Genomic DNA, 26591 nt, shown 5'->3' with positions numbered 1-26591 from the left:
TAGGGCGTTAATGGAGCACTTTTAAATGCAAGTATTACGTCCTATAACCGCAAATGATTTTGACTCACTAAAACAAATAGCAATAGAGTCAGGCCATGGTTTTACATCATTACCTGTTGATGATGCCTTGTTGCTAGAGAAAATTGAACGAGCAGAAAGGAGCTTTGCAAAAAACATTAATAAGCCTCAAGACGAGGGCTACCTATTTGTATTAGAAGACAGTGAAACAGGTCAAGTCGTTGGCACTACCGCGATTGAAGCGGCGGTCGGTATGAACGTTCCTTTGTATCACTATCATTTAGGTAAAACGGTTCATCATTCACGCACTCTTAACGTATATAACACCGTTGATATTCTCAGCATGTGTAATGATTACACCGGCTGCTCAGAGATATGCACACTATTTTTACGTGAAGATAGCCGCAAAGGGCTAACAGGACGTTTCTTATCGCGTTCACGCTTTTTGTTTATGGCTCAACACAGTGAGCGTTTTGCCGATACCATCATTGCAGAAATGCGTGGCGTTAGTGACGAAAACGGCCATTCTCCATTTTGGCAATGGCTTGAAGAACATTTTTTCAGTATTGAATTCCCACTAGCCGATCATTTAGTCGGCTTAGGCGATAAAGTATTTATTAGTGAATTAATGCCCAAGTACCCTATTTACGCCAACCTGTTAAGCAAAAAAGCGCAAGCTGTAATTGGTAAAGTACACGAGCACACTAAACCTGCACTAAAATTGCTTGAAAAAGAAGGTTTTGAGCATCGAGGTTACGTTGATTTATTTGATGCTGGGCCAACAGTTGAAGCCAAACTTGGCAATATACGTAGCATCCGTGAATCTCAAGTATGCCCTATTACCATAGGTGAACTTGATCATATTAATCAACAAAGTTCCGACACCTTAGCTATTTGTAATCAAGGCGTGAATGACTTCAGAGCCACTTTCACAAAACATGCACATTATAATCATGCTAAACATACCTTGATTATTAGCAGTGAAGTTGCAAAAGCACTTAAATTAAAACAAGGAGATGCAGCGCGGTTTTTCCGTCTGTAAACCTCTGTAGGAGTTTCTATGAGCGTTAATACGCACAACAGCCAACTAATCAATAACCAATGGCAAACTGGCTTAGGTCATGATTTCTGTTCAATAAACCCAAGTAACGGGGACATTGTTTGGCAAGGTAAAGCGGCAAGTAAAGAACAAGTAGACGCAGCCATTAAATCAGCTCGTCAGGCACACATTACATGGGCAAATACCCCAATTACAGAGCGTATTGCGGTTCTTGAACGTTTTGTCAGCCAGCTAAAAGAAAATAGCGAAGAGTTTGCGACTATCATTGCCCGCGAAACAGGTAAACCACTATGGGAAACACGCACCGAAGTGGGTGCTATGACAGGCAAAGTGGCGATCTCAATAAAAGCTCATAATGAACGAACAGGCACTACTGAAAATCCAATGCCCGGCGCTAAAGCTTTTATTCGTCATAAGCCGCATGGAGTAGTGGCTATTTTTGGCCCTTATAATTTCCCAGGCCACCTCCCTAATGGTCATATAGTACCGGCAATTTTAGCGGGTAATACCGTCGTATTTAAACCATCTGAGCTAACCCCACTTGTTGCTCAATACACACTTGAGTTATGGTTAAAAGCAGGCCTGCCAGCTGGGGTGATCAACCTTATTCAGGGTGAAGTTGACACCGGTATTGCACTTGCTAGCCACCAAGATACCGATGGGTTGTTTTTTACTGGCAGCTCAAACACAGGTCATTTATTACATAAGCAGTTTGCTGGACATCCAGGTAAAATTTTAGCGCTAGAAATGGGGGGGAATAACCCGCTCATAGTTAAAGATGTGGCTGACGTAAATGCTGCCGTGCATGATATTATCCAATCCGGCTTTATAACTTCTGGCCAGCGCTGTACGTGCGCCCGTCGGGTATTTATTGCAAATACAGCTAATGGTAATGCTATTTTAGAAAAGCTGATCACCGCAACTAAAAGTATTAAAGTTGCAGACAGCTTTAGCGAAGAACAACCTTTCATGGGGGCTATGATCAGCGAAAAAGCAGCGCTTGGGATGGTCGCCGCTCAGCAACAATTGATTGATATGGGAGCTGAACCTTTAGTTGAACTAAAACACTTAAAACCAGGCACTGGTTTTGTAAGCCCTGGTATTATCGATGTAACAAATGTGGCCAGCATCGCAGATGAAGAACACTTTGGCCCATTAATTAAAATTTATCGCTATAGCGACTTTGACAGTGCAATTGTGGAAGCGAACAATACCTCATTTGGTTTATCGGCTGGGCTTTTAAGTGACTCAAGTGAAGATTATGAGCACTTCTTAAAACATATTCGCGCCGGTATTGTTAACTGGAATCGCCCAATTACCGGTGCATCAAGTGCCGCGCCATTTGGTGGTATTGGTGCCAGTGGTAACCACAGAGCGAGCGCCTATTACGCCGCAGATTACTGCTCATACCCAGTAGCCTCTGTTGAAGCACCAAGCGTTAGTTTACCAAGTACCCTTGCGCCGGGCTTAATTATTGAATAATCAGTCTGCAGCTTAACGGCTGCAGAAATTAAATTAAGGAATTAAAAATGCACACAGATGTAAATGCCCTTTTTGACAACTTATGGCAAAACTACCTAGCGGTAACACCGTCAGCTGTAAAAGTTCATGAGCTATTAGGCTCGACACAACAAGATGATGTGATCAACGACCATATTGCACTACGCACTTTCAATCATGAAAAAATTGGTCTGGAAAAGTTAGCCGCCCATTTCTTAGCCGTCGGTTATAAAGAATGTGGTGAATATCATTTTGAAGCTAAAAAATTGTATGCTAAACATTATGAGCATACCGATCCAAAGCAACCAAAAGTATTTATTTCTGAATTACTTGTAGAGCAATGTTCTGAACAACTGCAAAACATCGTTAATGAGCTGGTTGCCAGCATAGATGCAGATGACGTAACCGCAGAAAACTTCTTATACTCAGGCACCCATTGGCAAGTAAGCTCTGAAACTTATAAACAGTTACTGGCTGAAAGCGAATATGCAGCGTGGATGTCAGCATGGGGTTACCGTGCTAATCATTTCACCGTGAACATTAATGAACTTGCCAAATTTGATAAAATTGAAGACGTTAACCAAACGCTTAAAGATGCCGGTTTTGCCCTTAATATTTCAGGCGGTGAAGTAAAAGGCTCACCTGAGGTATTACTTGAGCAATCATCAACCCTTGCCGATGACTTTGCCGTAGAGTTTAGTGACACGACGATGAGCGTACCTAGTTGTTTTTATGAGTTTGCCCTGCGTTATGCGAAACCTGATGGTGAACTATATACCGGTTTCGTTGCTGCATCGGCCGATAAAATCTTTGAAAGCACCAATGCACGTTAATTAATTAAATAAAGCCCGCAAGGGCTTTTTTAAAAGACAAAATTAAAGTTTCTTGTTATTTTTAATAATGACTGAAGGAGCTTGTATGAAAATTCTGATACTCATTTGCTGTGCTTTTATGCTGCCGAGCCTTGTCTATGCAAAGCAGGCTGTTACTTTTTTGTCTTATGAATATTTTATCACTGCAGAAGAGAAATCTATTGATGATGGACGTTACCTTGCTGCTTTTACGAAAGCACTCAGCCATAAATTTAAAGTAGAGCAACACACAACTAACGTCGCTCGGATGTTAAAGCAGCTCTCTGGTCAAACCGATGTGTGTAGTTTTAATATATTGAAAACACCTCAGCGCAAAAAACAATTTATTTTCTCTGCGATGCCCTCCTCTATGTTCTTACAACGCAGAGTATTTGCTCTGAAAGACACGCTCAAAGATTTGCCTGAACAAGTGTCAATTTCAAAGTTACTCGCAAATAAACACACTTTTGCCACACTTACATCTACTAGTTATCAAGAACTTGATAGTATGCTGACAATGTACCAACATCAAATCGTGCCCATAATTGGTGCTGGTGATTTTTCCCGTTTAGCAAAACTACTCTTGCACAAGCGTGTTGATATGATCATTGACTATGACGTAAGTGTTAAACATTTTTTAACATCCCAGCAATATGCTGAACTAGATAGTCGTGAGATCATAGAATACCCAGAGTTTAATAGCGGCTACTTTGCTTGTAGCAGAACCCAAGTTGGCACGCAGGTGATTAAGCAAATAGATGCACTCATGCAAAGTGCTAAAATGCACCAGCCCATCAAGCAATATCACTATGCTAATTTTGATCCTGAAATAGCTGAACGAATTATGACTATTTATAAAACTTACTATAAACCAAGTATTTATAATGATTAAATTTACTTACCGACAAGGTATACAAAACGAGCGTGCAATATATACATTAGGGTAATGCGGATACTCATGATGCCCTTGAGTAGGCTGTAATGTATTGATTGATAACATCAACAAACTTGCAAACTTTATTACTTACAAAAACCTGGTAGATATATTAGTTTACTTGAGTTTTAGTAATACAGATACACTTGCTGACTGCTCTAAAAATTCGGTTGTAGTCCACAAATGGCAATAGCAATAATTACCCATGCAACTTTTAGACACTCGTGTTGGAGCGCATACACTAGTAACGGCAACTAACTTTTCAATTCTTCAAATTTGCTGAAGTTGTAGTGTTAAATGCACATATTGACAGCCAAGAGTAACTGACTGACTTATCAAACTCTTAGTTATACGATACGAAAATGCAGTTGTTCATTACAACTGCGTTTTTATTGTTTTTATACTAGGATTATGAGTCACTATATAAATAGTGGTTTATAGTCGTTTTCTAACTGTTCAAATGACAAATCACCAATAAAACGGCCAAAACTAAGCCACGTTGCTAAACCACGTAAATCTTTAAAATGTGGTGGAACAAACTTAGGGTCTTCAATTACACCTAAATCATGTAATTGCGATATTAGTCTAAAGTCATCAATCGAGATTTTACCCACTAACAGCAAAGGTAATTGATCGATGCGGCCAAGTTGTATCGCAACCCGAATTAAATTGTAAACCAATACAAACCCTTTGATATAAGCGATATCTTTAGTAAATGGCAACCCTGTTGCGGTACTGCCACGAAATACTCGCTGGGCCAATGTATAGCTCTCATCTTTACTCAAGCCTTGAGCAACATAATCACGATATATATCAACAAACTCAGCCCCATCAATTACCTTGGTCACCGCTTGAATACGATTTACTAACTTCGCTAAACGTCGAGGTGTTGATTTAAGGGTGATGATTTCGGTTAGTACTGCCAGCCCCTCTTGTGTCACTGTTGAACTTGGCGTGCCTTTACTTAAACAGGTTAAGTATGGCTGAGCTAAACCATTTTGCGTTGTACCGACGTGGATCCAGCCCTCATGTACTTCTAAAATATCAAGCTCTCGTTGAGAAAACTTTACATCTTGATTTAGCTTAATATTATTAGCACCAGCAGCTGCATCACTGACGATCCCATCACTAATGACCACTTCAACATCGATACCTGGCATGCTTAAACGTACTTGTTCAGCTAGAATCCGAACGGCTTCATCAGCATCTATATTTTTAGGATCATCAGGTAAAATATCGGCCGCTAATAGATTTTTGAGCGGTAACTCAAGCATATTTGCAAGCTCTGATAACGATGGCTCACCGGCATGAAATAAATCTTTTGGATGACCAAACAACTCTACAGATAAATCATGAAATTCAGCAGTACCACGGTATTCAAGCATACTTAATACTGTTTTGTACTCGCTGCACATTTTACTCATATATTGAGCGATAGGATTGAGTTGCCCAAGCTGGCTAATGATATTACGGTTTAGATCAGAAAATGCTTGGCGTAGCTCGCTAGGTACAAAACCTAGATCCCGTTGCTGATAATAGGCTTTATCAACCAGTGGGTTTTTTTGACATTTTTGTCTAAAAAACTCTTCCTTTATGCTTTTATCCCAATTTATCGCATCTAAGATGCGGATCGGGGTTTGTAGGGCGATTAATCGATCTGATAACTCGCGAGTTTTAAGTAATAACGCCTTATCTATCATGCTCTAAGCTCACTGATGAATGAGCCTAGAGGATAGGCTAGATTTGCTCATTTTCAAAGCAAATTATTACTTACTTTGCAAATTTACAGGGCTAGAAAAATCGCTGATACGATTAACCATGTGTCCATTTTTATAAATGACCAAGGTAGGCACACTACTTATTTTATTATCAATAAATAAATCATTACCGTGATCAATGTACACCGGATGTATGACTTTAAATTTTTCGATATATTCATCAACAGCTGCTTGATCTGTCCATAATTGGCTAACCCTAGCTTCAGTATCAATTCCCTGATTGGTTAATCGATTGATTTGCTTTTGAGCTGCGGCACAGTTTGTTGCCATCTTCGGGCGAGTATCAGCTAAATACCAATCACACCACGTTGCCGTATATAATATTGCTTTTAAGCCAAACTCTGGAATAACTAAAGCAGTCGCAGCTTGCTTATTACCTTCATCTAACAAGCGTGGCTTTGCCACCACGCCGTCATGTGATAATAATCGCAGTGTATTATCAAGTGCTTTATCTGCTTCATGGCCTTGAAAAATAACTTTGCCCGTTTTATCGAGTAATACATGAAAAGGAGTGCCTATAAATTGATAATGCTGAGCAACTTTTGCGGTATGATCACTCATGATCGGCATGGTTAAATTAAACTCTTTTTTAACAGCTGCAACAGCAGCAGGATCATCATTTAGATCAATGTTAATCGCTATTGTATCAATTGTATCTCCATACTGTTCATAGGCCTGCTGAAAGTGTGGCATTTGCTCCATACACGGTTTACACCAAGTCGCCCAAAATTTTAAATACACAGGCTTTTTGCCAACGATTTTATTCAGCTCGAACAGTTCACCCTGTTGGTTTTTTAAAACCAAATTTGACTCATTTGCTAACAAATGTTGACTGCATGAAAAGTACAAAAAGACCCACAACAGCTTAATATATTTAAACTTCATCATTGTTATCCCTAAAATAAATTCACCTTAGCATGGTCGCTTTCTCAGCAGATTGTAATTTTGCGACATCGGTGAACTTTTCGATCATTTATCATTACATGGTATAAACTAAATAGAGTTAGGTTTCGTATCAATTTAATTATCAAAGCAACTTTTGGAGTAGTGATGAAAAATGACATCGAAGGAAAACAAATATTAGCTGTCTATGAGCAGATCATCCAACATGGTGAGATAAATAATGAAGGGAAACACTATAAAGGATTAACCGCATTTTCAGATATTGATGGTTATACCATTTATCTTAAAGGCAGTGGCGTATTGCTCAGATTTGGTTTTCACAACACCTATCATCTCGATTATGAACATGAGAAGCATAAAGATGACTTCCTTAAAAAGCTGGAAAATATAATCAATGAGGTGTAATTGTGTATAACAGCAAACCCCGCATTCGCCCAGCTAACAAGCACAACCAACATACAGATTTTATAGCCAAGGTTGTGCAAGAATTACGCGACGATGAAAGTAAGCTTGCCATAATTAAAGGTAATCTTGAGGAGTATCGGCAACAACGGTTCCTGAAGCGAGGGTTTTTAACTGCAATCGAACGATTCGACTGGGTGTTTGAAGCTTCTGATAATATTGAAGATATTTGTCAGCAAATCTTAGCGGATGACTATATTGGCCAGCGATTACGTCGCTATCCATTACTTTTCAAAGGAATTCTATAGCCTAATTGACAGTTTATCGTACCCATCTGGTAAACCACCGTTTATTGATGATAATAATGCTTAAAAATGATAGATTGCGGAAATTTTAAATTTTAAGAGCCTTGCTATGTCAAAAGCCGTCGACACTGCCGACTCATCGAGTGAAGAAAAACAATCGGGATTATTTAACCGATTTTTAGCCTCTGTTGAGTTTTTGGGGAATATGTTACCCCACCCAATCACCTTGTTTGCCCTATTTTGTGTGGCCATTATTGTTTTCAGTGGTATTGCTGATTGGTTTGGATTAACTGCAATTGATCCTCGCCCAATTGGCTCCGCAGGTCGTGAAGCTGACGGCGTTATCGAAGTTGTGAGTCTATTAAGTGCTGAAGGCTTACAACGTATCGTCACCGGTCTTGTTACTAATTTTACTAGTTTTGCCCCTTTAGGCACTGTGCTTGTTGCACTATTAGGTGTCAGCGTTGCCGAACATTCAGGGCTATTATCTGCTGCAATGCGTGGCATGGTAATGGGGGCATCAAAACGCTTAGTTACTTTTATGGTGGTATTTGCCGCTATATTATCTAATACCGCATCTGAACTTGGTTATGTTGTATTAATCCCTTTAGCCGCAATGATCTTCCATAGTTTAGGGCGTCATCCTTTAGCCGGCTTAGCCGCGGCTTTTGCTGGTGTATCAGGTGGTTACAGTGCTAATTTATTGTTAGGTACGATTGATCCATTGCTTGCAGGTATTACGACTCCGGCAGCACAAATGATTGATCCAACTTACCAAGTTGGCGCTGAAGCAAACTGGTATTTTATGATGATTTCAGTTTTATTGATTGCCGTATTAGGCACCATCGTTACTGAAAAAATTGTTGAACCCCGCCTTGGAAAATACAACCCCGACGATGCCAGTGCTGATCTGGCGCAGAATAATATAGAAGGCTTAACTGCTAAAGAAAAATCAGGCTTAAAATGGGCTGGATTTTCTTTATTGTTAGTATCACTACTACTTGCTTGGACAATCGTGCCTGCAGATGGCATTTTGCGCCATCCTGAAACAGGCTTATTTGCCCACTCGCCTTTTTCTAAAGGGATTGTGGTATTTATTTTTATTACCTTTGGTATACCAGGTTTCGTTTATGGCCGTGTAGTAGGCACCATGAAAAATGATAAAGACGTGATCAACGCAATGAGCAAAAGTATGAGCTCAATGGGCATGTACATTGTATTAGTATTTTTTGCCGCGCAGTTTGTTGCCTTCTTTAAATGGACTAACTTAGGGACTATTTTAGCCATAAATGGCGCTGCTATGTTACAAGCCCTCAATCTGACTGGTCCTGAAGTATTTGTGTTATTTATATTAATGTGTGCATTAGTTAATCTAAGCTTAGGTTCTTCATCTGCACAATGGGCAATCACTGCGCCAATATTTGTACCTATGCTCATGTTGATTGGCTATGCGCCAGAGACCATTCAGGCGGCTTATCGGATTGGTGATTCTGTCACGAACTTGATCACCCCAATGATGAGTTACTTTGGCTTGATCCTCGCCGTTGCCACTAAATATAAAAAAGACATGGGAATAGGCACTTTAGTCGCCACCATGCTGCCTTATAGTATGATTTTCTTTGTCGGTTGGGTTGCTCTGTTTTATTTGTGGGTGTTTGTATTTGGTCTGCCAGTAGGGCCTGGCTCACCAATTTATTACACACCTTAATAACCGATAAATAATGCCAGCTGTTGCTGGCATTATTATTGAGTAACTCTAACCTGTTTGAAAAACTAAACTATCTGCTTTAATAATAGTAACTACTTATACAATTGCCACATTACTAGCAACTTCAACGAGATCTAAAATTATGAAAATAGTATTTTTTATTATCACTTTAGCATGTTCTTTGATCAGCATAACAAGTTATGCGCAGCCACTCCCATCAGTAAATATAAAGTCCGTTGCATTAACTAATTATGCGAACCCGCAACAACACATCTATACTGCAGGACAACCTTCTAAAGAGCAATTTCAGCAGCTTGCAAAGCAAGGTATAAAGTATGTGATTAATTTACGCGGGGATGGGGAAAATAATTGGGATGAACAGGCTTTAGTGACCAATTTAGGACTGCAATACTTTTCACTGCCCATTTCATCAAGAGCCGATATCAATATTGAAAATGCAAAAAAGCTGCAGCAATTATTAGCGCAAGCATCTGAGAGCCCAACATTACTGCATTGTGCAAGTGGTAACCGAGTTGGTGCACTGATTGCACTTTATAACGCAATAGAGCTTAACCAACCAATTGAAAAAGCGATTGAAACAGGTAAGCAATGGGGCTTACAAAGTCTTGAACCTGTGGTAAGAGACGCCATAGCAACCTATAAAATAAAAGAGCATTAAAATAACACGTTAGCTATGTTAAAATGTTTAACTATTTTGTTTAACTTTAAATGGATTTAACAATGAAAAATATCTTTCTGTTACTCAGTTTATTCTGCACTTGTAGCTACGCGATAGAATTACAAAAATATCCTCTTGTACTTGAGTCATCAAGTGGCGAGCAAGTGACTATTATTAATACCCTTGATAACAGCCAAGCATTGGTCAAAGTCGTTGGGGTAAATAGTCCTATTGACGAAGTGGTTTTTTTAACCGCTCTGAAACCTCACGGAAGTATACAAGCTTACAAATACACGTTTGACGGGGAACAGCGAGCACTCGTCACGAAAGAGCAAGGTTATAGCTGTTGTAGCTACACACTATATTTGCCAAATAGCCGCCAAGCAATTTATTTGAGTGAACTAAAAGATAAGCGAGCAAAAGGAATAAGCGAAGATACCTATGCACAATATATAAGCCAACTTGAGCAAGGTATTCAGTTAAAACTAGCTAAGTTTGATCGCGATAATGCAATTAAACAATCACAAATCGCACTTACTGACGCTAGTAAAGAGCTAAATTTACAGTGTGAGAAAGACATAGCCACCTCAGTAAATTGGCAAGCACTTGATGATAAAACCTTACAAACTTATGCCGTTGGCGCATATTGTGCACAAGTAGCCAACTCATTAGCCAAGCAATGCCAACAATCAGCTAAATTTAAAGCTAAAATACAACAATTTAATCAGGTTGATTGTGAATTTAGTAATGAACTAAAACTGCGTCATACCGACTCATTAATCAAATTTACTACAGCGCCAAAAGCACCAAACCAACAACAGTTTGTTGATGCATATTTTCGTAATTTATAGCAATAAAAAAAGCCCTTAGTTAAATACTAAGGGCTTTTTTAAAATGTAATTTAAAGCTGCCATGCATAACTTAATTTAGTAAAGAAAGTACGTTGATCGCGTTCTATACTTTTTAATGAGTCATCTTGATAGCCTTTATCTGAATAACCCAAGTAAAATAATGTTTGTGCGTTAATTTTATATGAGTAAACAAGCTGACTGCCATAATCTCGGTTGATGTGATTTACAGCAAAGTAATAAGCATTTTGATTTCGGTCGATATCTTCAAACTGTAAAATCAGTTTCAGCATCGAGCGCATATTAAATTTATAATAAATTCGTAAATCGGTTAGATTCGCTGTAAATACATTTTCACCTTGTGGGTTATCTAAACGGCTATAACTGTGTTCAAGCTGTAGTTGCCAATGATCATTGATGTCCCAGGTAAGTTCTGGCTCTAGAGTAAATAAATCACCTAACTGCTCATTACTGTAATCTATTTTACTACCAAACTCACTATAGAGCGTAATACGTAAATCTTTGCTTGGGTTAAAACCACCATAAATAAAGCCGATATTTTGATTATAAAAATCATCTTTATAGCTCTCATTACGATGGATCAAACCAAACTCTAAGGATGACTGTAATTGGCCTTTTAAAAAAATATACCCTTCGTACTCTTCTTCAAGCAAGCTACCATCTTGCGCCCAGGTTTTGTCCCAATCAACATTATAAGAATATTCGGTTATCATCTCACTTGCGTCTAAGTACCAAGTTTGCCCGCCGCCTAGTAACACTTTTTTATAATCTACTTTTCCTTGATAGCCAACATCGGTACGATAATCCTCACCAATATCTTCGTAACTGGCAAGTAGCTTATAATCCCGTTTCTCGCGAGCAAACTCGATCTTATAAGCTTGATCAGATTGATTTTTCTCCAAGCCATAATTATCAGTTAAAAAAGCGGAGTTTTTAGTATCAGAGGTAGCAACTTGATACAACACACTATCTGTTTGATTAAACCAATAACTACCATCTACCGACAGTACGGTATTGTGATAGTCATTCGCTTCACGGTGGGTGCTCATCACCCCAATAGTGCCCTGCTCGCCAATGTCGTATTGATATCGGCCAACCGCTGACTTTGATTTTTCAGCTAAATTAGCAAAGCCAGAACCTTGGTTAGTCGGTAAAAAAAGACTGGTATTTTCATCATCGGCATACATAAAAGCATAACTATGTGCATCTGTTTTACCGGTTATTTTGGCGCCAATTTCAGGCTCGGCAATTGTACGAGTATATAAAAGCTCAAATAAACTGCTTTTGAAATACGATGCACCATCTAAAAAGAACGGACGTTTCTCAGCATAATAAATAGAGTATGTGGTATTGACATCCAACTCTAAACTATCGGTCTCTACTTGCGAGAAATCGGGATTAATTGTGGCATTAATAACCGCATCTTGGCTGATCCCCCAACGTAAATCGAGTCCAGCTTCAGTCTCAATATCACCATTTTGCCAATCCCCTGGTACAGCCTCTTTCACATCATTGCGAAGAGCGGTCAAGGTCGGTGTTAATTGAATATTTTTGCTCGGCTCCATGGCATTAAAGCCTGTTATTTTATCAAACTGGCAAAAACTGCATTTCACGTCGCGGTCAAAACCTACATTGGATAATTGATATAAAACATCTCGAGGATAATTACGCCACAGCGCAAACCCCCATGTCATATCGGCTTTATTTTTAGGAAAACGCAATGCAGTGAACGGGATGCGCATCTCTACGGTATAACCTTGGTCAGTTATTTGCCCTGCACTGTCCCAAATCGCATCCCACGATGGGTCTTCAGTCCAGCCATCGGTATCGGTCATGCGCATATCACCTTGTGCACCGAGTGGATTTACGTAAAACTCATAACCTGTTCGCTCATCGTTAAAAGTATCAATCATCAATGCGACATTATCATCCGACCATAATGTATCGCGATCTCGAAGTGCTGCACGTATTTGACTGGGATCATTATCATAAGCAACAAAACCAAGATATAAATAGTTGCCATCTTCATAGATATAAGCGTCTGTTTTTACAGGTGGTATGCCTTTTTCGTTGGGTTCATTTTGATAGCGTAAAGGGATTAAAGTGGCTTGTTGCCAGTGCGGTTCGCTCAACTCACCATCAAGATCAATACCTTGATCAATGTGCGCTAAACTAAATTGTTGTTGCTCAGCGTGTGCAAACGTACTACATAAAGCGAAAGCTAAAACCCAGACAGGTAACGTTATTAATTTTATATACTGCATAAACATCCATTTAATACTCAGTTACTCGGATGAGTAAGTTAAGTAGCAATTGTAATTCACGCAGGTACATTTGTTAATAGTTTGATTGTAAAAATGTTATTTTAATTAACTAATCAAGACAAAAAGCTGAGATTTTAGGTCTCAATTAACTTTAATTTATCGGCCACACCATTCCAGGTATCGGCATCTTCAGGGGCTGGTTTTACATCAGTGATACGCGGCCAAATAAGAGCAAGTTCGGCATTCAGTTCGGTGAATTCTTGTTGCGAATCAGGTAATTCATCTTCTTGATAAATTGCTTCAGCGGGGCATTCTGGAACACATAAACCACAATCAATACAATCAATCGGACTGATCGCCAAGAAATTAGGGCCTTCATAAAACGCATCTGCTGGACACACTGCTACACAGTCAGTGTATTTACACTTTATACAGTTTTCAGTGACTACAAATGCCATTTTAACGTTTGCCTAACATATCTTAATACAGCTGGAGATCATACCCAACCACAGCCAAAATACAATAAATAATCGCTGCCATCGAGGCATAAATTAACGTAAAATAGTCCGTTATTGTGAGCAACTCGCGTCAGCGACTGCTAAGACACCTAACAGAGACTAAATATGATACGTTTAACAGAAATTAAGCTGCCACTTGATCATGGCGAAGATGCCATAAAGCAAGCAATTATAACTAAACTTGGCATTGATAACAGCCAACTCCATAGCTTTAATGTCTTTAAACGTGGTTACGATGCCCGTAAAAAAACCGCCATTTTACTTATTTATACCCTCGACATTGAGGTTGATAATGAAGCGCAATTATTAATTCAGTTTGCTAAAGACCAACATGTAAAACCAGCCCCTGACACCAGCTATAAATTTGTTGCTCAAGCACCAGCAACAATTCAAGAACGTCCTGTGGTAATAGGCTTTGGCCCTTGTGGACTGTTTGCTGGTTTAATACTGGCGCAAATGGGATTTAAACCCATTATTTTAGAACGTGGTAAAGAAGTACGTGAACGTACCAAAGACACTTTCGGTTTTTGGCGAAAACGTACTCTAAATACCGAGTCAAACGTGCAATTTGGTGAAGGCGGCGCAGGAACATTCTCTGACGGAAAACTTTACAGCCAAGTTAAAGATCCAAAGCATTATGGTCGTAAAGTAATCACTGAATTTGTAGCTGCGGGCGCACCAGAAGAAATTATGTATGTCAGCAAACCGCATATTGGTACTTTTAAGCTGGTTACGATGATTGAAAAAATGCGTGCAAGTATTGAAGCGCTCGGCGGTGAAATTCGTTTTAGCACCCGCGTTGATGACATCCTACTTGATGATGGCCAAGTAACAGGACTGAAATTATCCTCCGGTGAACAACTTGATACCCGTCATGTTGTGCTTGCGGTAGGTCACAGCGCACGTGATACATTTAAAATGGTATACGATAAAGGGATTTACGTTGAAGCAAAACCGTTTTCAGTTGGTTTTAGAATTGAGCACAAACAATCTATGATCGATGAATGCCGTTTTGGTGATAATGCTGGTAACCCGATTCTTGGCTCTGCAGATTACAAACTGGTTCACCATTGTCACAGCGGCCGTACTGTTTACAGTTTTTGTATGTGCCCAGGCGGTACTGTGGTTGCAGCAACCTCTGAAGAAGGTCGCGTGGTAACGAATGGCATGAGTCAGTATTCTCGCAGCGAACGCAACGCTAACAGTGCCATTGTTGTGGGGATTTCTCCTGAAGAAGATTTCCCAGGTCATCCATTAGCCGGTATTGATCTGCAGCGAAAACTAGAAGAGCAAGCCTTTGAACTAGGTGGTAGTAATTACGATGCACCAGCACAGTTAATTGGCGACTTCTTAAAAGGTAAAGATTCAAGTGACTTAGGCGATGTAAAGCCTTCATACACACCAGGTATCAAACTCACTGATCTAGCAAATGTGTTACCTAAATATGCAATTGATGCCATTCGTGAAGCAATTCCTGCATTTAATAAGCAAATTCGTGGTTTTTCATCAAACGATGGCTTATTAACTGGCGTTGAAACCCGTACTTCATCACCAATTTGCATTAAACGAGATAAAAGCATGCAAAGTATCAATACCCAAGGCCTATACCCTGCCGGTGAAGGTGCGGGTTATGCAGGTGGTATTCTTTCCGCAGGCATTGACGGTATAAAGGCCGCTGAAGCATTAGCGTTATCTATGCTTGAGAAAAATAGCTAAGTAGTTTTTCACTGTTCACAAAAAAGCCTCATTTATTGAGGCTTTTTGGTGTTAATGACTTAACTTATACCATTATTTCTTTAACGAAAGTTTGGCACCTTTGAGGGTTTTACGTACGTTTGAGATACGTGAACGGTTTTTAGCTCGCGCTTCACCAGTTGCTTGACCTGATGGTTTATTTGAATGGCTACGACGCAAATGCGATGGTTTTTTGCCAATTTTATCAATCAGTACTTCACGGTTACTTACTTCATAACCCGGCAAGTATTCACGCTGAATTTTTTGACCGATTAAGGTTTCAATTTCAAACAACATATTTTCTTCTTCGCGGCTAACAAATGAGATTGCTTGACCTTGTTTACCGGCACGACCTGTGCGACCAATACGGTGTACGTAATCTTCAGCAAGCCATGGTAAGTCAATATTAATTACACGTGGTAGGTCATCAATATCAATCCCGCGAGCGGCAACTTCTGTAGCCACAAGCACACGTACTTTACCCGCTTTGAAATCACTTAATGCACGACGACGGTTACCTTGGGTTTTATCACCATGGCACACAGCAGCCGGGATACCATCTAAGTTTAATTCTTTAACTAGCTCATCAGCCGTTTCTTTCATGTTGACGAACACTAACACTTGCTGCCAGTTTTTCTTACCGATCAATTCAGAAAGCAGCTCTTGTTTACGGCGCTCTTCAACTGGATAAACCACGTGATGAACGGTTGCAGCAGTGCTGTTGGTTTGATCAACACGGACAATTTCAGCTTGCTTGAGTACTTTGCTAGCAAACTGTTTAATTGCCGCTGGGAATGTTGCAGAGAACAACAAAATTTGGCGATCTTCAGCACAGCCATTGATCACTGTTTGCATATCACCAATAAAGCCCATATCAAGCATACGGTCAGCTTCATCGAGCACAAGATGTTGTACGTCAGCAAGGCTTAGATTACCTAAACGAATATGATCCAGTAAACGACCCGGTGTTGCGACTACGATATCGACACCCGCTTTTAAGCCATTAGCTTGACCTACCGTACTAACACCGCCAAATAAACTCACAGTTTTAAGCTTGGTGTACTTTGCAAAATCAGTAAAATTATTTGCAATTTGCTCTGCAAGCTCACGGGTTGGTGCTAGCACTAAGGCACGTGGTGCATTAGTTTTTGTGTATTCAACTTCAGATAATTTTTGAATAATTGGTAAAGCAAAAGCAGCTGTCTTACCGGTGCCTGTTTGGGCACTGGCTAAAACATCTTTGCCTTTACGTACTGCTGGAATAGCATTACGTTGAATGGGCGTAAGGGTGTGATAGTTAAGTTCATCTAACGCCTGAAGAAGTTCAGGGGCAAAACTAAAAGATTTAAAATTCATGCTGTATAACCTGCGGCCACATTATCAAGGGTCGCAAATTATACAGCAATTTAAGGCAAACAGTTAGTTTTTAAATATATAAACCAACTAGAATTACCTTTTCTCTTCTACAGCCATTTTTGTGTTTGACCTTTTCAAAGCATACTTTGCTAAGCAATAACAACAATGGTTGGCGATCTTTTAAAGCCCAAACTAAATTATGGCAGAATAATTGTATTTTCTAAATTTAATGGTGTGGCTTTAGAGCCACCTACAACAGCAACATCATCAAGTTGATTGATCAACGTAACCCCTTGCGCTTGCTGCTGCTCATTTAATGGCACATAAGGTAATCTAAATACAGGCTTGACTGCACCTGTCATCATCAATGCAGTATTAATTGCAATTGGATTTGGCTCACAGAACAACCAACTGATCAAAGGTTGTAATGACGCGTTCAGCGCATCGCTTTTGCTGTCCATTAATTGACGATACAAGCCAGGAATTAAATTAGAGGTTACCGAGATCACGCCATGCGCTTTATAAGTATGGCGAGCATCATGTGCTTCATCGTCATTACCAGACCAACAAGCAATGCCTTGTTGCTCGTAGTGCTCAATGCGTTCATTACCACCACACTCTTTAACACCTATAAAATTTTCGTGTTGTGCTAACGGTTCAATTATATCAGGGGTTAAATCTTGCCCCGTGCGCCCTGCTACGTTATAGATAAACGCAGGACCAATTGCCAGCACTCGTTTGAAGTGTTCAATTACACCGGCAATCGATGTGCGGCCATAATAAGGGTTAATTTGTAGTGCTGCGTCCATACCGCTGGCAAAGCCATACTCAGTCGCTTTAACGGCTTCGCGGGTATTGTTACTGCCAGTGTTACCAACAATCACCAACTTATCTGCATACTTATTAACGCTGTGCGCAATCAGCATTAAATGCTCTTCCCAGTTCATTAACTGGCCTTCACCTGTGGTTCCACCGACCACAATACCATCAACACCGGCGGCGATTTGCTGTTCAACTAAATAATCATAGGTGGCTAAGTCAATTTCACCACTGGCTAAATAAGGCGTTTTAATTGCTGTGATGAGGCTTGCTTGTTTAATTTGTTCTAGGGTGCGCATAAAAAATTAATCTTAAAAAAACTTGCCGTAGTTGTAACATAAAAGCAGGCGTTTTCCGAGTGTTGCATAACTAATTAATTAAATTACTTGTGTTGTAGAGGTGCTTAGTCCAAAATAAACAACTGTATAAATAAACAGTATATTTATTTTCTAACCTTGAGTGCACTTTTATGCGTTTATCACGATTTTTAGCAACCCATTTTTATCACAGCGAAGAGCTTTGTCATGCCTTAGCAATCGATGAAGATACTCTTGCAATTTGGCAACAAAACGGGTTATTTCCAAAACCCAGTTACTGTATTAAAAATCAGCTTAGTTGTAGCTCTTACTCTGGTTTATATGAATGCGAAGAATACGACGACTTCTATCCAAGAGGATGCGTTAACTGGGGACAAGGCTTAGCCAAGCAAAAAATTGATTCATCCAGTCAAGCCTTCAATTACTTTGCACAACAATACAGTGCAAGTTTAACGAAGCTAGCTCAACAAGGATTTGAATTTAACGAAGAGCTATTTGGTTGTGAATTAGAAGAGCACCTACAACAAGTATGGCAACAATTTTTATGCAGTAAATACGGTGTGCTAACTCAAAATGGCTTAATTGAAGAAATCGCCGCCGTTGATATTGGTCGCTTAGTTGTAGATGATATAACCGAATTACGCACAAAGCCAAACCTCACACAAGCAGAGCGAAGCAAATTACACCCTGCTTTAAAACTATTAAATCGCGCGCTTAGTCATGGTGCAGAACACGAAAAACAACATACCCTTCGTGCCCGTTATATTGATGCACTAGTGCTTAAATATGATTTATCAGTAAAGTGAGCGACAACTAAAAACTCGAGGATTGCTCAAGCCCCTAAGAAGGGCTTAATTTAGTATACACAAAGGCCGCAAGGCGACTTACTGAAGCTTGCATGTAATGTATTGCCTTTATCTGTAAAACATTACAATACCGAGAAGCGCCAATTACATACTAAAACAGTCGCTTCGCTTGAAAATTTAGCACTTTAAAAAACGACTTTTTGCTCTACTATTGATGCTCAAACTGACCGCGATATACTTCAAATACTTTTAAAACCGTATGTTGTGCTTTACTAAGGCCATCAAACCAAGCATCAAAAACATCATCATCGTCTTGATCACTTAATGCCAAATACTGTGCAAGCAATTCAACAATGTCATTATGGGTGCAGCTTAATGGGTCTATTTGTTGTGCTAGGACACTATGATCACGACTACGTAATGTCTCCATGACGCCCTGATCTATTTCCTGACTTTGTTCACTACTATGCTGTTGCTGGGCTGATCCACTCATAATAATCTGACTCCTATTCTTGATTACTTATTATTTATAACAGGCTAATTCCCAATAGCTAGTTTTTTTAAATCAACTGCTGATTTTTTAACTTGTTTGTGTGAATAAACATCAAATCAGCTACTTTACCAACAACTCAAAAATAGTATTTGCAAAGAATTCTTATTTACTATAAATTATAGTGATAATATCACATAACATTAATTTCCAATAAAAGGCTATTTATGAAACCTAATATTCACCCTGATTACCAAACGGTTGCTTTTCATGACACGGCCGCCGATAGCTACTTTATTATTGGTTCAACAATTAAAACTGATCGAACCGTTGAGTTAGATGGCAAAACATACCCTTACGTACCTATTGATGTATCAAGTGACTCACATCCATTTTATACCGGTAAGCAAAAATCTGTTGCAACAGATGGTCGAGTTGCAGCGTTTAATCGCCGCTTTAAAAACTTAGGGAGCAAATAATCATGAAAGTCTTGAGTTCATTGAAAAGTGCTAAAAACCGCCCGGGATGTCAAATTGTCAAACGCAAAGGACGCGTTTTTGTGATCTGTAAAGACAATCCACGCTTTAAAGCAGTGCAAGGTATGAAAAAGAAAGGAAGAAAATAAACAACTATCACAGACTGTACACCTTGATATAGGCGTACAGTCTTTAAGGCTAAACTTAAATACAATCTAACACTACTTACCGAACAACAACTCCCAAAACCCTGGTGGCTCATGCAGTTTATGGTATTGCTTACGGAGCCCATCAATGGCTTTTAACGGTCCTTTGGCTGCATCGAGTCCTTGCTCATTCGCTAATTTTTTTGCAAGTTCAGCTTTTGCGATCACTTTATCTAAACCTTGCAGTGACTGCTCAGCCTCTTTGTGAAAAGTGGCTGTTTTACTTCGCTTAACCAATATCATAAATTCATCGATCGCGGTATTAAACTCCTGTAGTTGTGTTGCTTCAACAGTATGCTTGAACGCAAGCCCCATATTCTTCATGTTGGCTTCAAGATCTAAATCGTCGTTAGCAAATAAACTCGGAACAAACAGCAGTGCCACAAGACACAGAAATACTTTCATAATAATCCTAACAGTTACAACTCAAAAAAGATGAAAAATCATTATACACTCCAGCAGCTATGAATATAACCTTACTCTAAGTGTGGTGAAAATTAATTTTGTGTTAGAATTCGTTTTTGTTGATGAGATGTGTTTTGGGTTTAGAACGAATGCGAAGATTAAAAAAACAATTTCTGATTTTCTTGTTGTGTTTAATAATTAGCCCTTCTAGCTTTGCCAAATTAAACATTACCTTTGTAAATCCCGGGTTTGCAGATTCATCTGATGAAATAAATACAACCGGTAACTTTTGGTTCAAAGTATCTAAGATTATGCTAAATGCGGCGGATGACTTAGATATAAACTTGCACATAAAATACGCGAATCGTAATCATATTTTGATGAAAGAGCTTATCAGGCAGGCAATTAAAGACAATCCTGACTATTTAATTGTGGTCGATGAAAAAAGCGTTGTCAGTAAATACTTAGCAAAATTAAATACTAGAAATATCCCTATTTATTTTTTATATAGCCGACCTGCTATCGGAAAATTGATATCGTTACAACGTGATGGCGTTAATATTATTGGCAGCGTCATACCGGATAATTATGCTGCAGGAAAAGTGCTTGCACAACAGTTACTTATTAAACACTCAACAACATCGACTCAACCTGCTAATATACTCGCCCTTATTGGCGATTATACAACGCCCGCATCGATAGACCGTGTAGCAGGCTTAGATGAATTTGTTGAGCAACATGAAGATATAAACTTTATAGGAAAAGAGGTTGCCAATTGGTCTGAACAGGAAAGTTACACAAAAACCTTAGCATTTATGGAGTTTGCTCCTGAGATCAATATTATATGGTGCGCCAATGATGCAATTGGGTTTGGTGCAAAACGGGCATTACAAGCGCACAATAGTGCACATAAGGTCATTGTTGGTGGGATGAATTGGGACTCTGTACCAAAAGGTATCAAAGCGTTGGATATAACATTGGGTGGCCATGTGTTATTAGGCGCCTATGCACTCATTAATATCGCTGATCATCATAATGAAAAAACTCGAACTTCACTAAATCATTCATCGTTGGCCATCTTCAATAACCTTAAGGCTGAAACCGTATCACTTGTAAAGCACATAAATGAAACTGATTTGGCTGACATTGATTTTGCTCAATTTAGTAAAATGGCCACAGATCCGCAGCCATTTACAGTAGATAACCTAGTCAAAGCCCTTAATAAATAACACTGTAAAGGGGATTTACAGCCCTTTACAGTAACTCTGCCGTTTTCCAGTAAATAGCTAACTATTGTCGATTCGATAGCCATAGCGGCTGATAAGGCGCAAGTTCAATACTTTGTTGCCCCTGCTCTATTGCCTGAGCAGAAATAAGTTCAAACCACTGCTCAGTATCAATTAAGTTCAGATCAGCTAATAGCAGAGTCTGAGGCTCATCGCTAATGTTATAAACACAAAAAACACTTTGCCTACGGTCTATGCTTTGACGCCAAAAACCAAATAAAGCACCGGTTAAATGTAAGGTAAATTGCGTCGCATTAGGGTGAAAAGCATCTTGCTGCTTACGAATAGCCAGTAAATTATTGATTTGAGTAAACACGTGATAATGATGACTTGATTGATCGGCAAGCTTTTCAAGTAGTGCCGACTCTTGCCAACGATGACGGTTAATACAGCGGTTATGCTGGCTATTTTCAAAGCGTTCATAATCATTGGTGGTACCAAGTAAACTATGAATATAAAGCCCAGGAATGCCTTCGAGGGCAAACATAATAGCATGAGCACAGGTAAAACGTTGTAAGCCCCACTTATCCACGCCTTTATGAGTGCCTTGTAAGGCATCAAATAACGCAATATTAAGTTCATAGGGTGAGCTGGTGCCATTATTCGCTGTGCGCATTGACACCTTTGCGCCAAAGCGACTAACCGTATTGACCATTTGCCCTAGTTCATCCTCGTCAAGCAACCCTTCGACAGGACGTAAGCCAATTCCATCGTGAGAAGCTATAAAATTAAAGTAGGCAGTACCATTTTGCGCTGGCGGCATGCTCATCATCCAATGTTTGAGCGCTTTACTGTCACCACTGAGCAAGGTATGTAATAACAAAGGCGGCAATGAAAAGTTATAAATACAATGTGCCTCATTGGCATTACCAAAGTAAGATAAATTTTCACGATTAGGAATGTTTGTTTCAGTGATTATAACTGCACTTGGCTCCACATGCTCTATTAGCGTTCGCAGTAATCTGATCACTTCATGTGTTTGCGGTAAATTAATGCAAGAAGTATTAAGTTCTTTCCATAAAAAAGCCACAGCATCAAGGCGAAATATCTTTATACCATTATCCAAGTAATGGCGAATAATACCTACAAATTCATTAAGCACTAATGGATTAGCAAAATCTAAGTCAACTTGATCTGGGCTAAATGTGCACCAAACATGGCGCTCCCCTAGTGCCGTTTGCACTGTATTAAGTAGCGGTGATGTTCTTGGTCGCACAACGTCAGATAGATCGTCATTTAAGCTAGCTGTTTTAAAGTAGCTTAACCCCGGCTCTTTGCCCTGAATAAAGTTTTCAAACCAACGACTCCGACTAGAGCAGTGGTTGATCACTAAATCAGCCATTAGCTTTACATCTTGAGCTATTCCTTGAATATCATCCCAACTACCAAGAGATTCATTCACTTGTACATAGTTCATTACCGAAAAGCCCTCATCAGAGCTATAAGGATAAAAAGGTAATATATGCAACGCGTTAATCGTTCCCGCACACTGGTTTTTCATAAACCGATGAAGGGTATGTAACGGTGGTTCACTCGGTACCGCAACTGCTTGATCTGCATCGCGATAACGCATAATTGAATCGCCATAAGCAATCAAAATTACATCTTGCTGATCCCAGCGGTTTTTATGCGGCGTAGGGTCTCGAACCGGGTCGTCTCTTAACATGGTAGTGATCAACATGCTTGCAAGCGCATCAATACTCATACATAAGTCAACACCCTCATATATACTCGTCAGGTGCTGTTCAACCCGTTGTTCAAATAACGCTTTACTCATTACCCTACCCCGTTGTTTATACTAATTTTTAATTATTTATCTGTAATTACTTCTCTGCTTAAGTATTATTATGAAAACTCTTTATTATCAAGCTCTACTGCTTCTTCTAAACGCGCAAACACATCTGGCATTGCTGAAGCAACTCGGTTCCAGCTAGGCACAAATGGCGCTTCCATTGGATACTGTAAAAAATGCTCACCTGCGTTCATAATGTTTTGCGCAAACATTTCGACTGCTTTTTCTTCTTGATGAATATCGAGTTTTAAGCCGTTCATCATGGCATCGTTATGATAAGTTTCAATAAAATCCAGTGCGATACGATAATAAGTTGCTTTAAGTGACCGGATGGTTTCCGTGGTAAATGTCACTCCTTGCGTGGCTAACTTACGAAACAGCGCTTTGGTGATATCTATCGACATTTTTGATAAGCCAGCCGCTTGATTATCCAGTGACAGCGCTTGGTGTTTATGATCATAGTTATCTGCAATATCTACTTGGCACAAGCGATTGTGTGAGTAGTTACGGTACATTTCAGACAGTACGCCAATCTCTAAGCCCCAATCGCTAGGAATACGAATATCGTTGAGCACATCACGGCGAAACGAAAATTCCCCCGCCAGCGGATAACGAAATGAATCCATATATTCAAGGTAGTCAGTGCTGCCTAAAATGGTTTTAAATGAACGCAATAAAGGAGTAACGAGTAAACGCGATACACGGCCATTGATCTTGCCATCAGCAGTACGAGGGTAAAAGCCTTTACAAAATTCATAGTTAAAGCGCGGATGAGCAACTGGATAAATTAATCGCGCTAATAAACTACGGTCATAAGTTAAAATATCACAATCATGCAGCGCTATTGACTCAACTTTTGCCGTTGCCAATTTATAACCCATGCAGTACCACACATTACGGCCTTTGCCGAGTTCACGCGGCGCGACGCCTAACGCTTGCAACTCTTTATCGAGTGCTTGCAAACGTGGCCCTTCGTTCCAAAGCACGCGGTGATGTTGGTCAAGCTCTGCAAAAAATTGTAATGCATGACGATACTGACTCTCATCGGCCCTATCTAAGCCAATCGTAATTTGCGACAAATAAGGAACATGTTTCAATTCTTGCACAATATTTTGTAATGCAGGGCCCTCCAGTTCACTGTACAGGGAGGGTAAAATCAAGCCCATTGGGCGTTGTTTTGAAAAGCTAACGAGTTCAGCTTCTAGATCAGCCAGCGGACGGTCGGCAATATTATGTAATGTTGTTATGATGCCATTTTGGTAAAAATCAGCCATGTGATTGCTCCTGTTTAGACGCTAATTGCGCTTTGATAACACTTAGATCTGCTACTTCATCGAGCCAACCTTGTGGGGCTGGGTGTTCACTAACACGCCATGGTTTGTGGGATAATTTTGCCTTGGCTTTACTGGCAGGATTATTAATTAAAATCGCGATATCTGCGGCATCCAACATCGCCATATCATTTTGGCTATCACCCAGTGCAATAGTGGTGAAAGCATGACGACAATGTTTTTTAAATTGCTCTACTAACCAGTTTTGCGCTTTACCTTTATTGGTACTGCGATTTAAATGAATAAAACGCCCGCCTATTAACACTTCATAACCAAGCGGTTTTATTGCTTCTAAAAAGTCAAGTAGCTGTTGCTCTGTGCCTTGCCAAAAAAGCGGATCTGAATATTCACGAATACGGGCAAGTTCGCTTTGTGCTAGGCTCAAGTCTGTTATTTGACTGACTTCTTGCGCTGATAATTGACTGAACAAACGGTAATAAGCACTAAACTCGCTACCGTATTCAAGTAATTCACTGTACAACTGTTTATTGGTTGGCGACAGCGCATAACGCCAATGTTCATCCAGCTCTTCGCAGCCAATTGGTTTTAATGAAAAATAATTTTTTGGGATATATATAGCCCCGCCATTTTCAATAATAAACGGCTGGTTTAACCCAAGTGATTTTTGCAGTGCGATTACCTCTGCAAACGTTTTGCTGGTATTAAAAACTACAGCGATACCTGCGCGACTCAATTGGCTTAAAAACGGAGCAATCTCAGTACATTGGTAATCGTTATGATCAAGTAACGTACCGTCTAAATCAGTGAAAATAAGTGGCATTGCAACATCATCAGCGCGAAGTTTCATGGCACTAATATCACGTACTTTATCTAAGCTCAGTAATGCATCGACCTGCTCTGGTAACTGAGTTAAATTTTCTCGCGTAATACGTTCAAAATGAGAAATAAATCGCACTAATTGTTGCTCATCGAACGTTCCTTGGCCTCGTCCTTTATGCGACAGTAATTTTTGCTCTTGCTCTAATCGCCACCCATATACATCGGCAAATGACGGTGCTTTTAGCATCACGGTATAATCAATCATTGCAAAAATATCTTGGTATTCATTCGCTAAACAACTATTTACACAGCGTCGCCAAATACCTTCAGGATCCTCATATTGTTCTAATTGATTAACTGTTTGATGTAATTGATAAGGTTGTTGCGCTATGCTACCAACACACCAACCTTCAAAAAAAATGATATCAACAGGCTGTTTATTAGTAGGCCATAACGCTTGCGTAACTGGATCATCGGTTTGTTTATCAAACTGTGGCAAAGGCACCCCTACTTTACCTGCAAGTAACGCGGTAAAAGTCTGCTGCATAAGTGCTGTATCATGTGTACCTGGCACACCGCGCGTTGCAAATAACGGATGTACATCTTTACTTAGTTGTTGACGATGTGCGTGGCTGTGATAAAAATCATCAATCGACATCGCAATACTATTAAACGCTGTATTACAGTTGATCCAAGTAACTAAAAAATCAGCTAATGTCGTTTTACCTGAGCCTTGGCAACCATTGATTGCCACCAGCATTGGACGATCGGTTGGTTTGCTGTGGAGAATATCTTCAGCGAGTGGGACGAAATACTGTTCACTCAAATACTGATATTTGAGTGGCAGCTGATGTTTTGCTAAAAATGGGGTGATATCCACAATGTTTGTCTCTTGCATTAAACGCTCCTGATCAGTATGGCACTGTTAATGAGGTAAATGCAGTTACTAGACCAGTTTTATAACTTTATATTTTTTAGTTAGTTAAAAAAATAGCGCATATTAA

The 26591-nt window shown here is 39.6% G+C and carries 25 protein-coding genes; 14 read left to right on the top strand and 11 right to left on the bottom strand.

The features are described 5' to 3' along the window. Nucleotides 1–25 precede the first annotated feature (25 nt). From astA to H5183_RS09780, 4 genes are all read left to right on the top strand, one after another. Nucleotides 26–1060, top strand: a complete 1035-nt coding sequence (gene astA / locus H5183_RS09795) for an arginine N-succinyltransferase (protein WP_149980153.1) — start codon at nucleotides 26–28, stop codon at nucleotides 1058–1060. 18 nt (nucleotides 1061–1078) lie between these two features. Beyond that, nucleotides 1079–2560: a succinylglutamate-semialdehyde dehydrogenase gene (gene astD / locus H5183_RS09790; protein WP_145235960.1), complete on the top strand. Its 1482-nt coding sequence runs from the start codon at nucleotides 1079–1081 to the stop codon at nucleotides 2558–2560. A gap of 47 nt (nucleotides 2561–2607) precedes the next feature. Continuing rightward, nucleotides 2608–3411 (top strand): DUF1338 domain-containing protein, encoded by an 804-nt coding sequence (locus H5183_RS09785; protein ID WP_182731585.1) that lies wholly within the window; start codon nucleotides 2608–2610, stop codon nucleotides 3409–3411. 85 nt (nucleotides 3412–3496) lie between these two features. Continuing rightward, a complete protein-coding gene (locus H5183_RS09780) occupies nucleotides 3497–4321 on the top strand; it encodes a transporter substrate-binding domain-containing protein (protein WP_182731584.1) in 825 nt (274 codons plus the stop codon). Between the two features lie 461 nt (nucleotides 4322–4782). Here H5183_RS09780 and H5183_RS09775 read toward each other — a convergent pair whose 3' ends face one another. Further along, the gene (locus tag H5183_RS09775) at nucleotides 4783–6063 is read right to left on the bottom strand and encodes a flavohemoglobin expression-modulating QEGLA motif protein (protein WP_145235968.1); all 1281 of its coding nucleotides are present in this window, start codon (nucleotides 6061–6063) and stop codon (nucleotides 4783–4785) included. Between the two features lie 66 nt (nucleotides 6064–6129). Next, nucleotides 6130–7029, bottom strand: coding sequence for a redoxin family protein (locus H5183_RS09770; RefSeq protein WP_182731583.1), 900 nt, complete (start codon nucleotides 7027–7029; stop codon nucleotides 6130–6132). Between the two features lie 162 nt (nucleotides 7030–7191). Here H5183_RS09770 and H5183_RS09765 point away from each other — a divergent pair, with 162 nt between their 5' ends. From H5183_RS09765 to H5183_RS09745, 5 genes are all read left to right on the top strand, one after another. Then, a complete protein-coding gene (locus H5183_RS09765; RefSeq protein ID WP_149980149.1) occupies nucleotides 7192–7449 on the top strand; it encodes a DUF3081 family protein in 258 nt (85 codons plus the stop codon). A 2-nt stretch (nucleotides 7450–7451) separates the two neighbouring features. Continuing rightward, nucleotides 7452–7754 carry a hypothetical protein gene (locus tag H5183_RS09760; RefSeq protein ID WP_182731582.1) on the top strand — a complete coding sequence of 101 codons (303 nt, stop codon included), beginning with the start codon at nucleotides 7452–7454 and terminating at the stop codon, nucleotides 7752–7754. A gap of 106 nt (nucleotides 7755–7860) precedes the next feature. Continuing rightward, nucleotides 7861–9459: an AbgT family transporter gene (locus H5183_RS09755; RefSeq protein WP_182731581.1), complete on the top strand. Its 1599-nt coding sequence runs from the start codon at nucleotides 7861–7863 to the stop codon at nucleotides 9457–9459. A gap of 142 nt (nucleotides 9460–9601) precedes the next feature. Beyond that, a complete protein-coding gene (locus H5183_RS09750; protein ID WP_182731580.1) occupies nucleotides 9602–10138 on the top strand; it encodes a fused DSP-PTPase phosphatase/NAD kinase-like protein in 537 nt (178 codons plus the stop codon). Between the two features lie 62 nt (nucleotides 10139–10200). Then, a complete protein-coding gene (locus H5183_RS09745; RefSeq protein ID WP_182731579.1) occupies nucleotides 10201–10989 on the top strand; it encodes a hypothetical protein in 789 nt (262 codons plus the stop codon). Nucleotides 10990–11039: 50 nt separating this feature from the next. Here H5183_RS09745 and H5183_RS09740 read toward each other — a convergent pair whose 3' ends face one another. Together H5183_RS09740 and fdxA are read right to left on the bottom strand one after the other, a co-directional pair. Next, nucleotides 11040–13271, bottom strand: a complete 2232-nt coding sequence (locus tag H5183_RS09740; protein ID WP_182731578.1) for a carbohydrate binding family 9 domain-containing protein — start codon at nucleotides 13269–13271, stop codon at nucleotides 11040–11042. A gap of 134 nt (nucleotides 13272–13405) precedes the next feature. Beyond that, on the bottom strand, nucleotides 13406–13729 hold the full coding sequence (fdxA, locus tag H5183_RS09735; RefSeq protein ID WP_145235999.1) for a ferredoxin FdxA: 324 nt from the start codon (nucleotides 13727–13729) through the stop codon (nucleotides 13406–13408). Nucleotides 13730–13894: 165 nt separating this feature from the next. On the opposite strand from fdxA, the gene H5183_RS09730 reads away from it, so the two are divergent. Further along, nucleotides 13895–15505 (top strand): NAD(P)/FAD-dependent oxidoreductase, encoded by a 1611-nt coding sequence (locus tag H5183_RS09730; RefSeq protein WP_149980145.1) that lies wholly within the window; start codon nucleotides 13895–13897, stop codon nucleotides 15503–15505. 72 nt (nucleotides 15506–15577) lie between these two features. Here the strand turns inward: H5183_RS09730 and H5183_RS09725 are convergent, their stop codons facing one another. Then, complete coding sequence (locus tag H5183_RS09725) at nucleotides 15578–16879, bottom strand: DEAD/DEAH box helicase (RefSeq protein ID WP_145236005.1); 1302 nt, start codon at nucleotides 16877–16879, stop codon at nucleotides 15578–15580. Nucleotides 16880–17076: 197 nt separating this feature from the next. After that, nucleotides 17077–17997, bottom strand: coding sequence for a 4-hydroxy-tetrahydrodipicolinate synthase (gene dapA, locus H5183_RS09720; protein WP_145236009.1), 921 nt, complete (start codon nucleotides 17995–17997; stop codon nucleotides 17077–17079). Nucleotides 17998–18167: 170 nt separating this feature from the next. Between dapA and H5183_RS09715 the strand changes: the two genes are divergently transcribed. Then, nucleotides 18168–18821 carry a DUF6058 family natural product biosynthesis protein gene (locus tag H5183_RS09715; RefSeq protein ID WP_145236013.1) on the top strand — a complete coding sequence of 218 codons (654 nt, stop codon included), beginning with the start codon at nucleotides 18168–18170 and terminating at the stop codon, nucleotides 18819–18821. A 208-nt stretch (nucleotides 18822–19029) separates the two neighbouring features. Here H5183_RS09715 and H5183_RS09710 read toward each other — a convergent pair whose 3' ends face one another. After that, nucleotides 19030–19314, bottom strand: a complete 285-nt coding sequence (locus H5183_RS09710; protein WP_182731577.1) for a hypothetical protein — start codon at nucleotides 19312–19314, stop codon at nucleotides 19030–19032. Between the two features lie 224 nt (nucleotides 19315–19538). Between H5183_RS09710 and H5183_RS09705 the strand changes: the two genes are divergently transcribed. Continuing rightward, entirely contained in the window at nucleotides 19539–19790 is a 252-nt protein-coding gene (locus tag H5183_RS09705; protein ID WP_145236032.1) for a type B 50S ribosomal protein L31, read from the top strand. Nucleotides 19791–19792: 2 nt separating this feature from the next. Then, nucleotides 19793–19936, top strand: a complete 144-nt coding sequence (ykgO, locus tag H5183_RS09700; RefSeq protein ID WP_149980141.1) for a type B 50S ribosomal protein L36 — start codon at nucleotides 19793–19795, stop codon at nucleotides 19934–19936. Nucleotides 19937–20008: 72 nt separating this feature from the next. On the opposite strand, the gene H5183_RS09695 is transcribed toward ykgO, so the two are convergent. Continuing rightward, on the bottom strand, nucleotides 20009–20398 hold the full coding sequence (locus H5183_RS09695; protein WP_145236040.1) for a cytochrome b562: 390 nt from the start codon (nucleotides 20396–20398) through the stop codon (nucleotides 20009–20011). A gap of 149 nt (nucleotides 20399–20547) precedes the next feature. On the opposite strand from H5183_RS09695, the gene H5183_RS09690 reads away from it, so the two are divergent. Further along, complete coding sequence (locus H5183_RS09690; protein ID WP_182731576.1) at nucleotides 20548–21627, top strand: ABC transporter substrate-binding protein; 1080 nt, start codon at nucleotides 20548–20550, stop codon at nucleotides 21625–21627. Between the two features lie 61 nt (nucleotides 21628–21688). Here the strand turns inward: H5183_RS09690 and H5183_RS09685 are convergent, their stop codons facing one another. The 3 genes from H5183_RS09685 to H5183_RS09675 all read right to left on the bottom strand — a co-directional run bounded on the left by H5183_RS09685 (nucleotide 21689) and on the right by H5183_RS09675 (nucleotide 26485). Then, the gene (locus H5183_RS09685; RefSeq protein WP_182718727.1) at nucleotides 21689–23461 is read right to left on the bottom strand and encodes a sugar phosphorylase; all 1773 of its coding nucleotides are present in this window, start codon (nucleotides 23459–23461) and stop codon (nucleotides 21689–21691) included. A 68-nt stretch (nucleotides 23462–23529) separates the two neighbouring features. Further along, nucleotides 23530–24750: a glycosyl transferase gene (locus H5183_RS09680; RefSeq protein WP_145236048.1), complete on the bottom strand. Its 1221-nt coding sequence runs from the start codon at nucleotides 24748–24750 to the stop codon at nucleotides 23530–23532. Next, nucleotides 24743–26485, bottom strand: coding sequence for an HAD-IIB family hydrolase (locus tag H5183_RS09675; protein ID WP_182731575.1), 1743 nt, complete (start codon nucleotides 26483–26485; stop codon nucleotides 24743–24745). The genes H5183_RS09680 and H5183_RS09675 overlap by 8 nt, the downstream gene beginning before the upstream one ends. Nucleotides 26486–26591: the final 106 nt, after the last annotated feature.

It is taken from the genome of Pseudoalteromonas sp. SR44-8, from assembly GCF_014163635.1.
GTDB classification, from domain to species: Bacteria; Pseudomonadota; Gammaproteobacteria; order Enterobacterales; family Alteromonadaceae; genus Pseudoalteromonas; species Pseudoalteromonas rhizosphaerae.
This window is presented reverse-complemented; position numbering and strand designations above follow the sequence as displayed.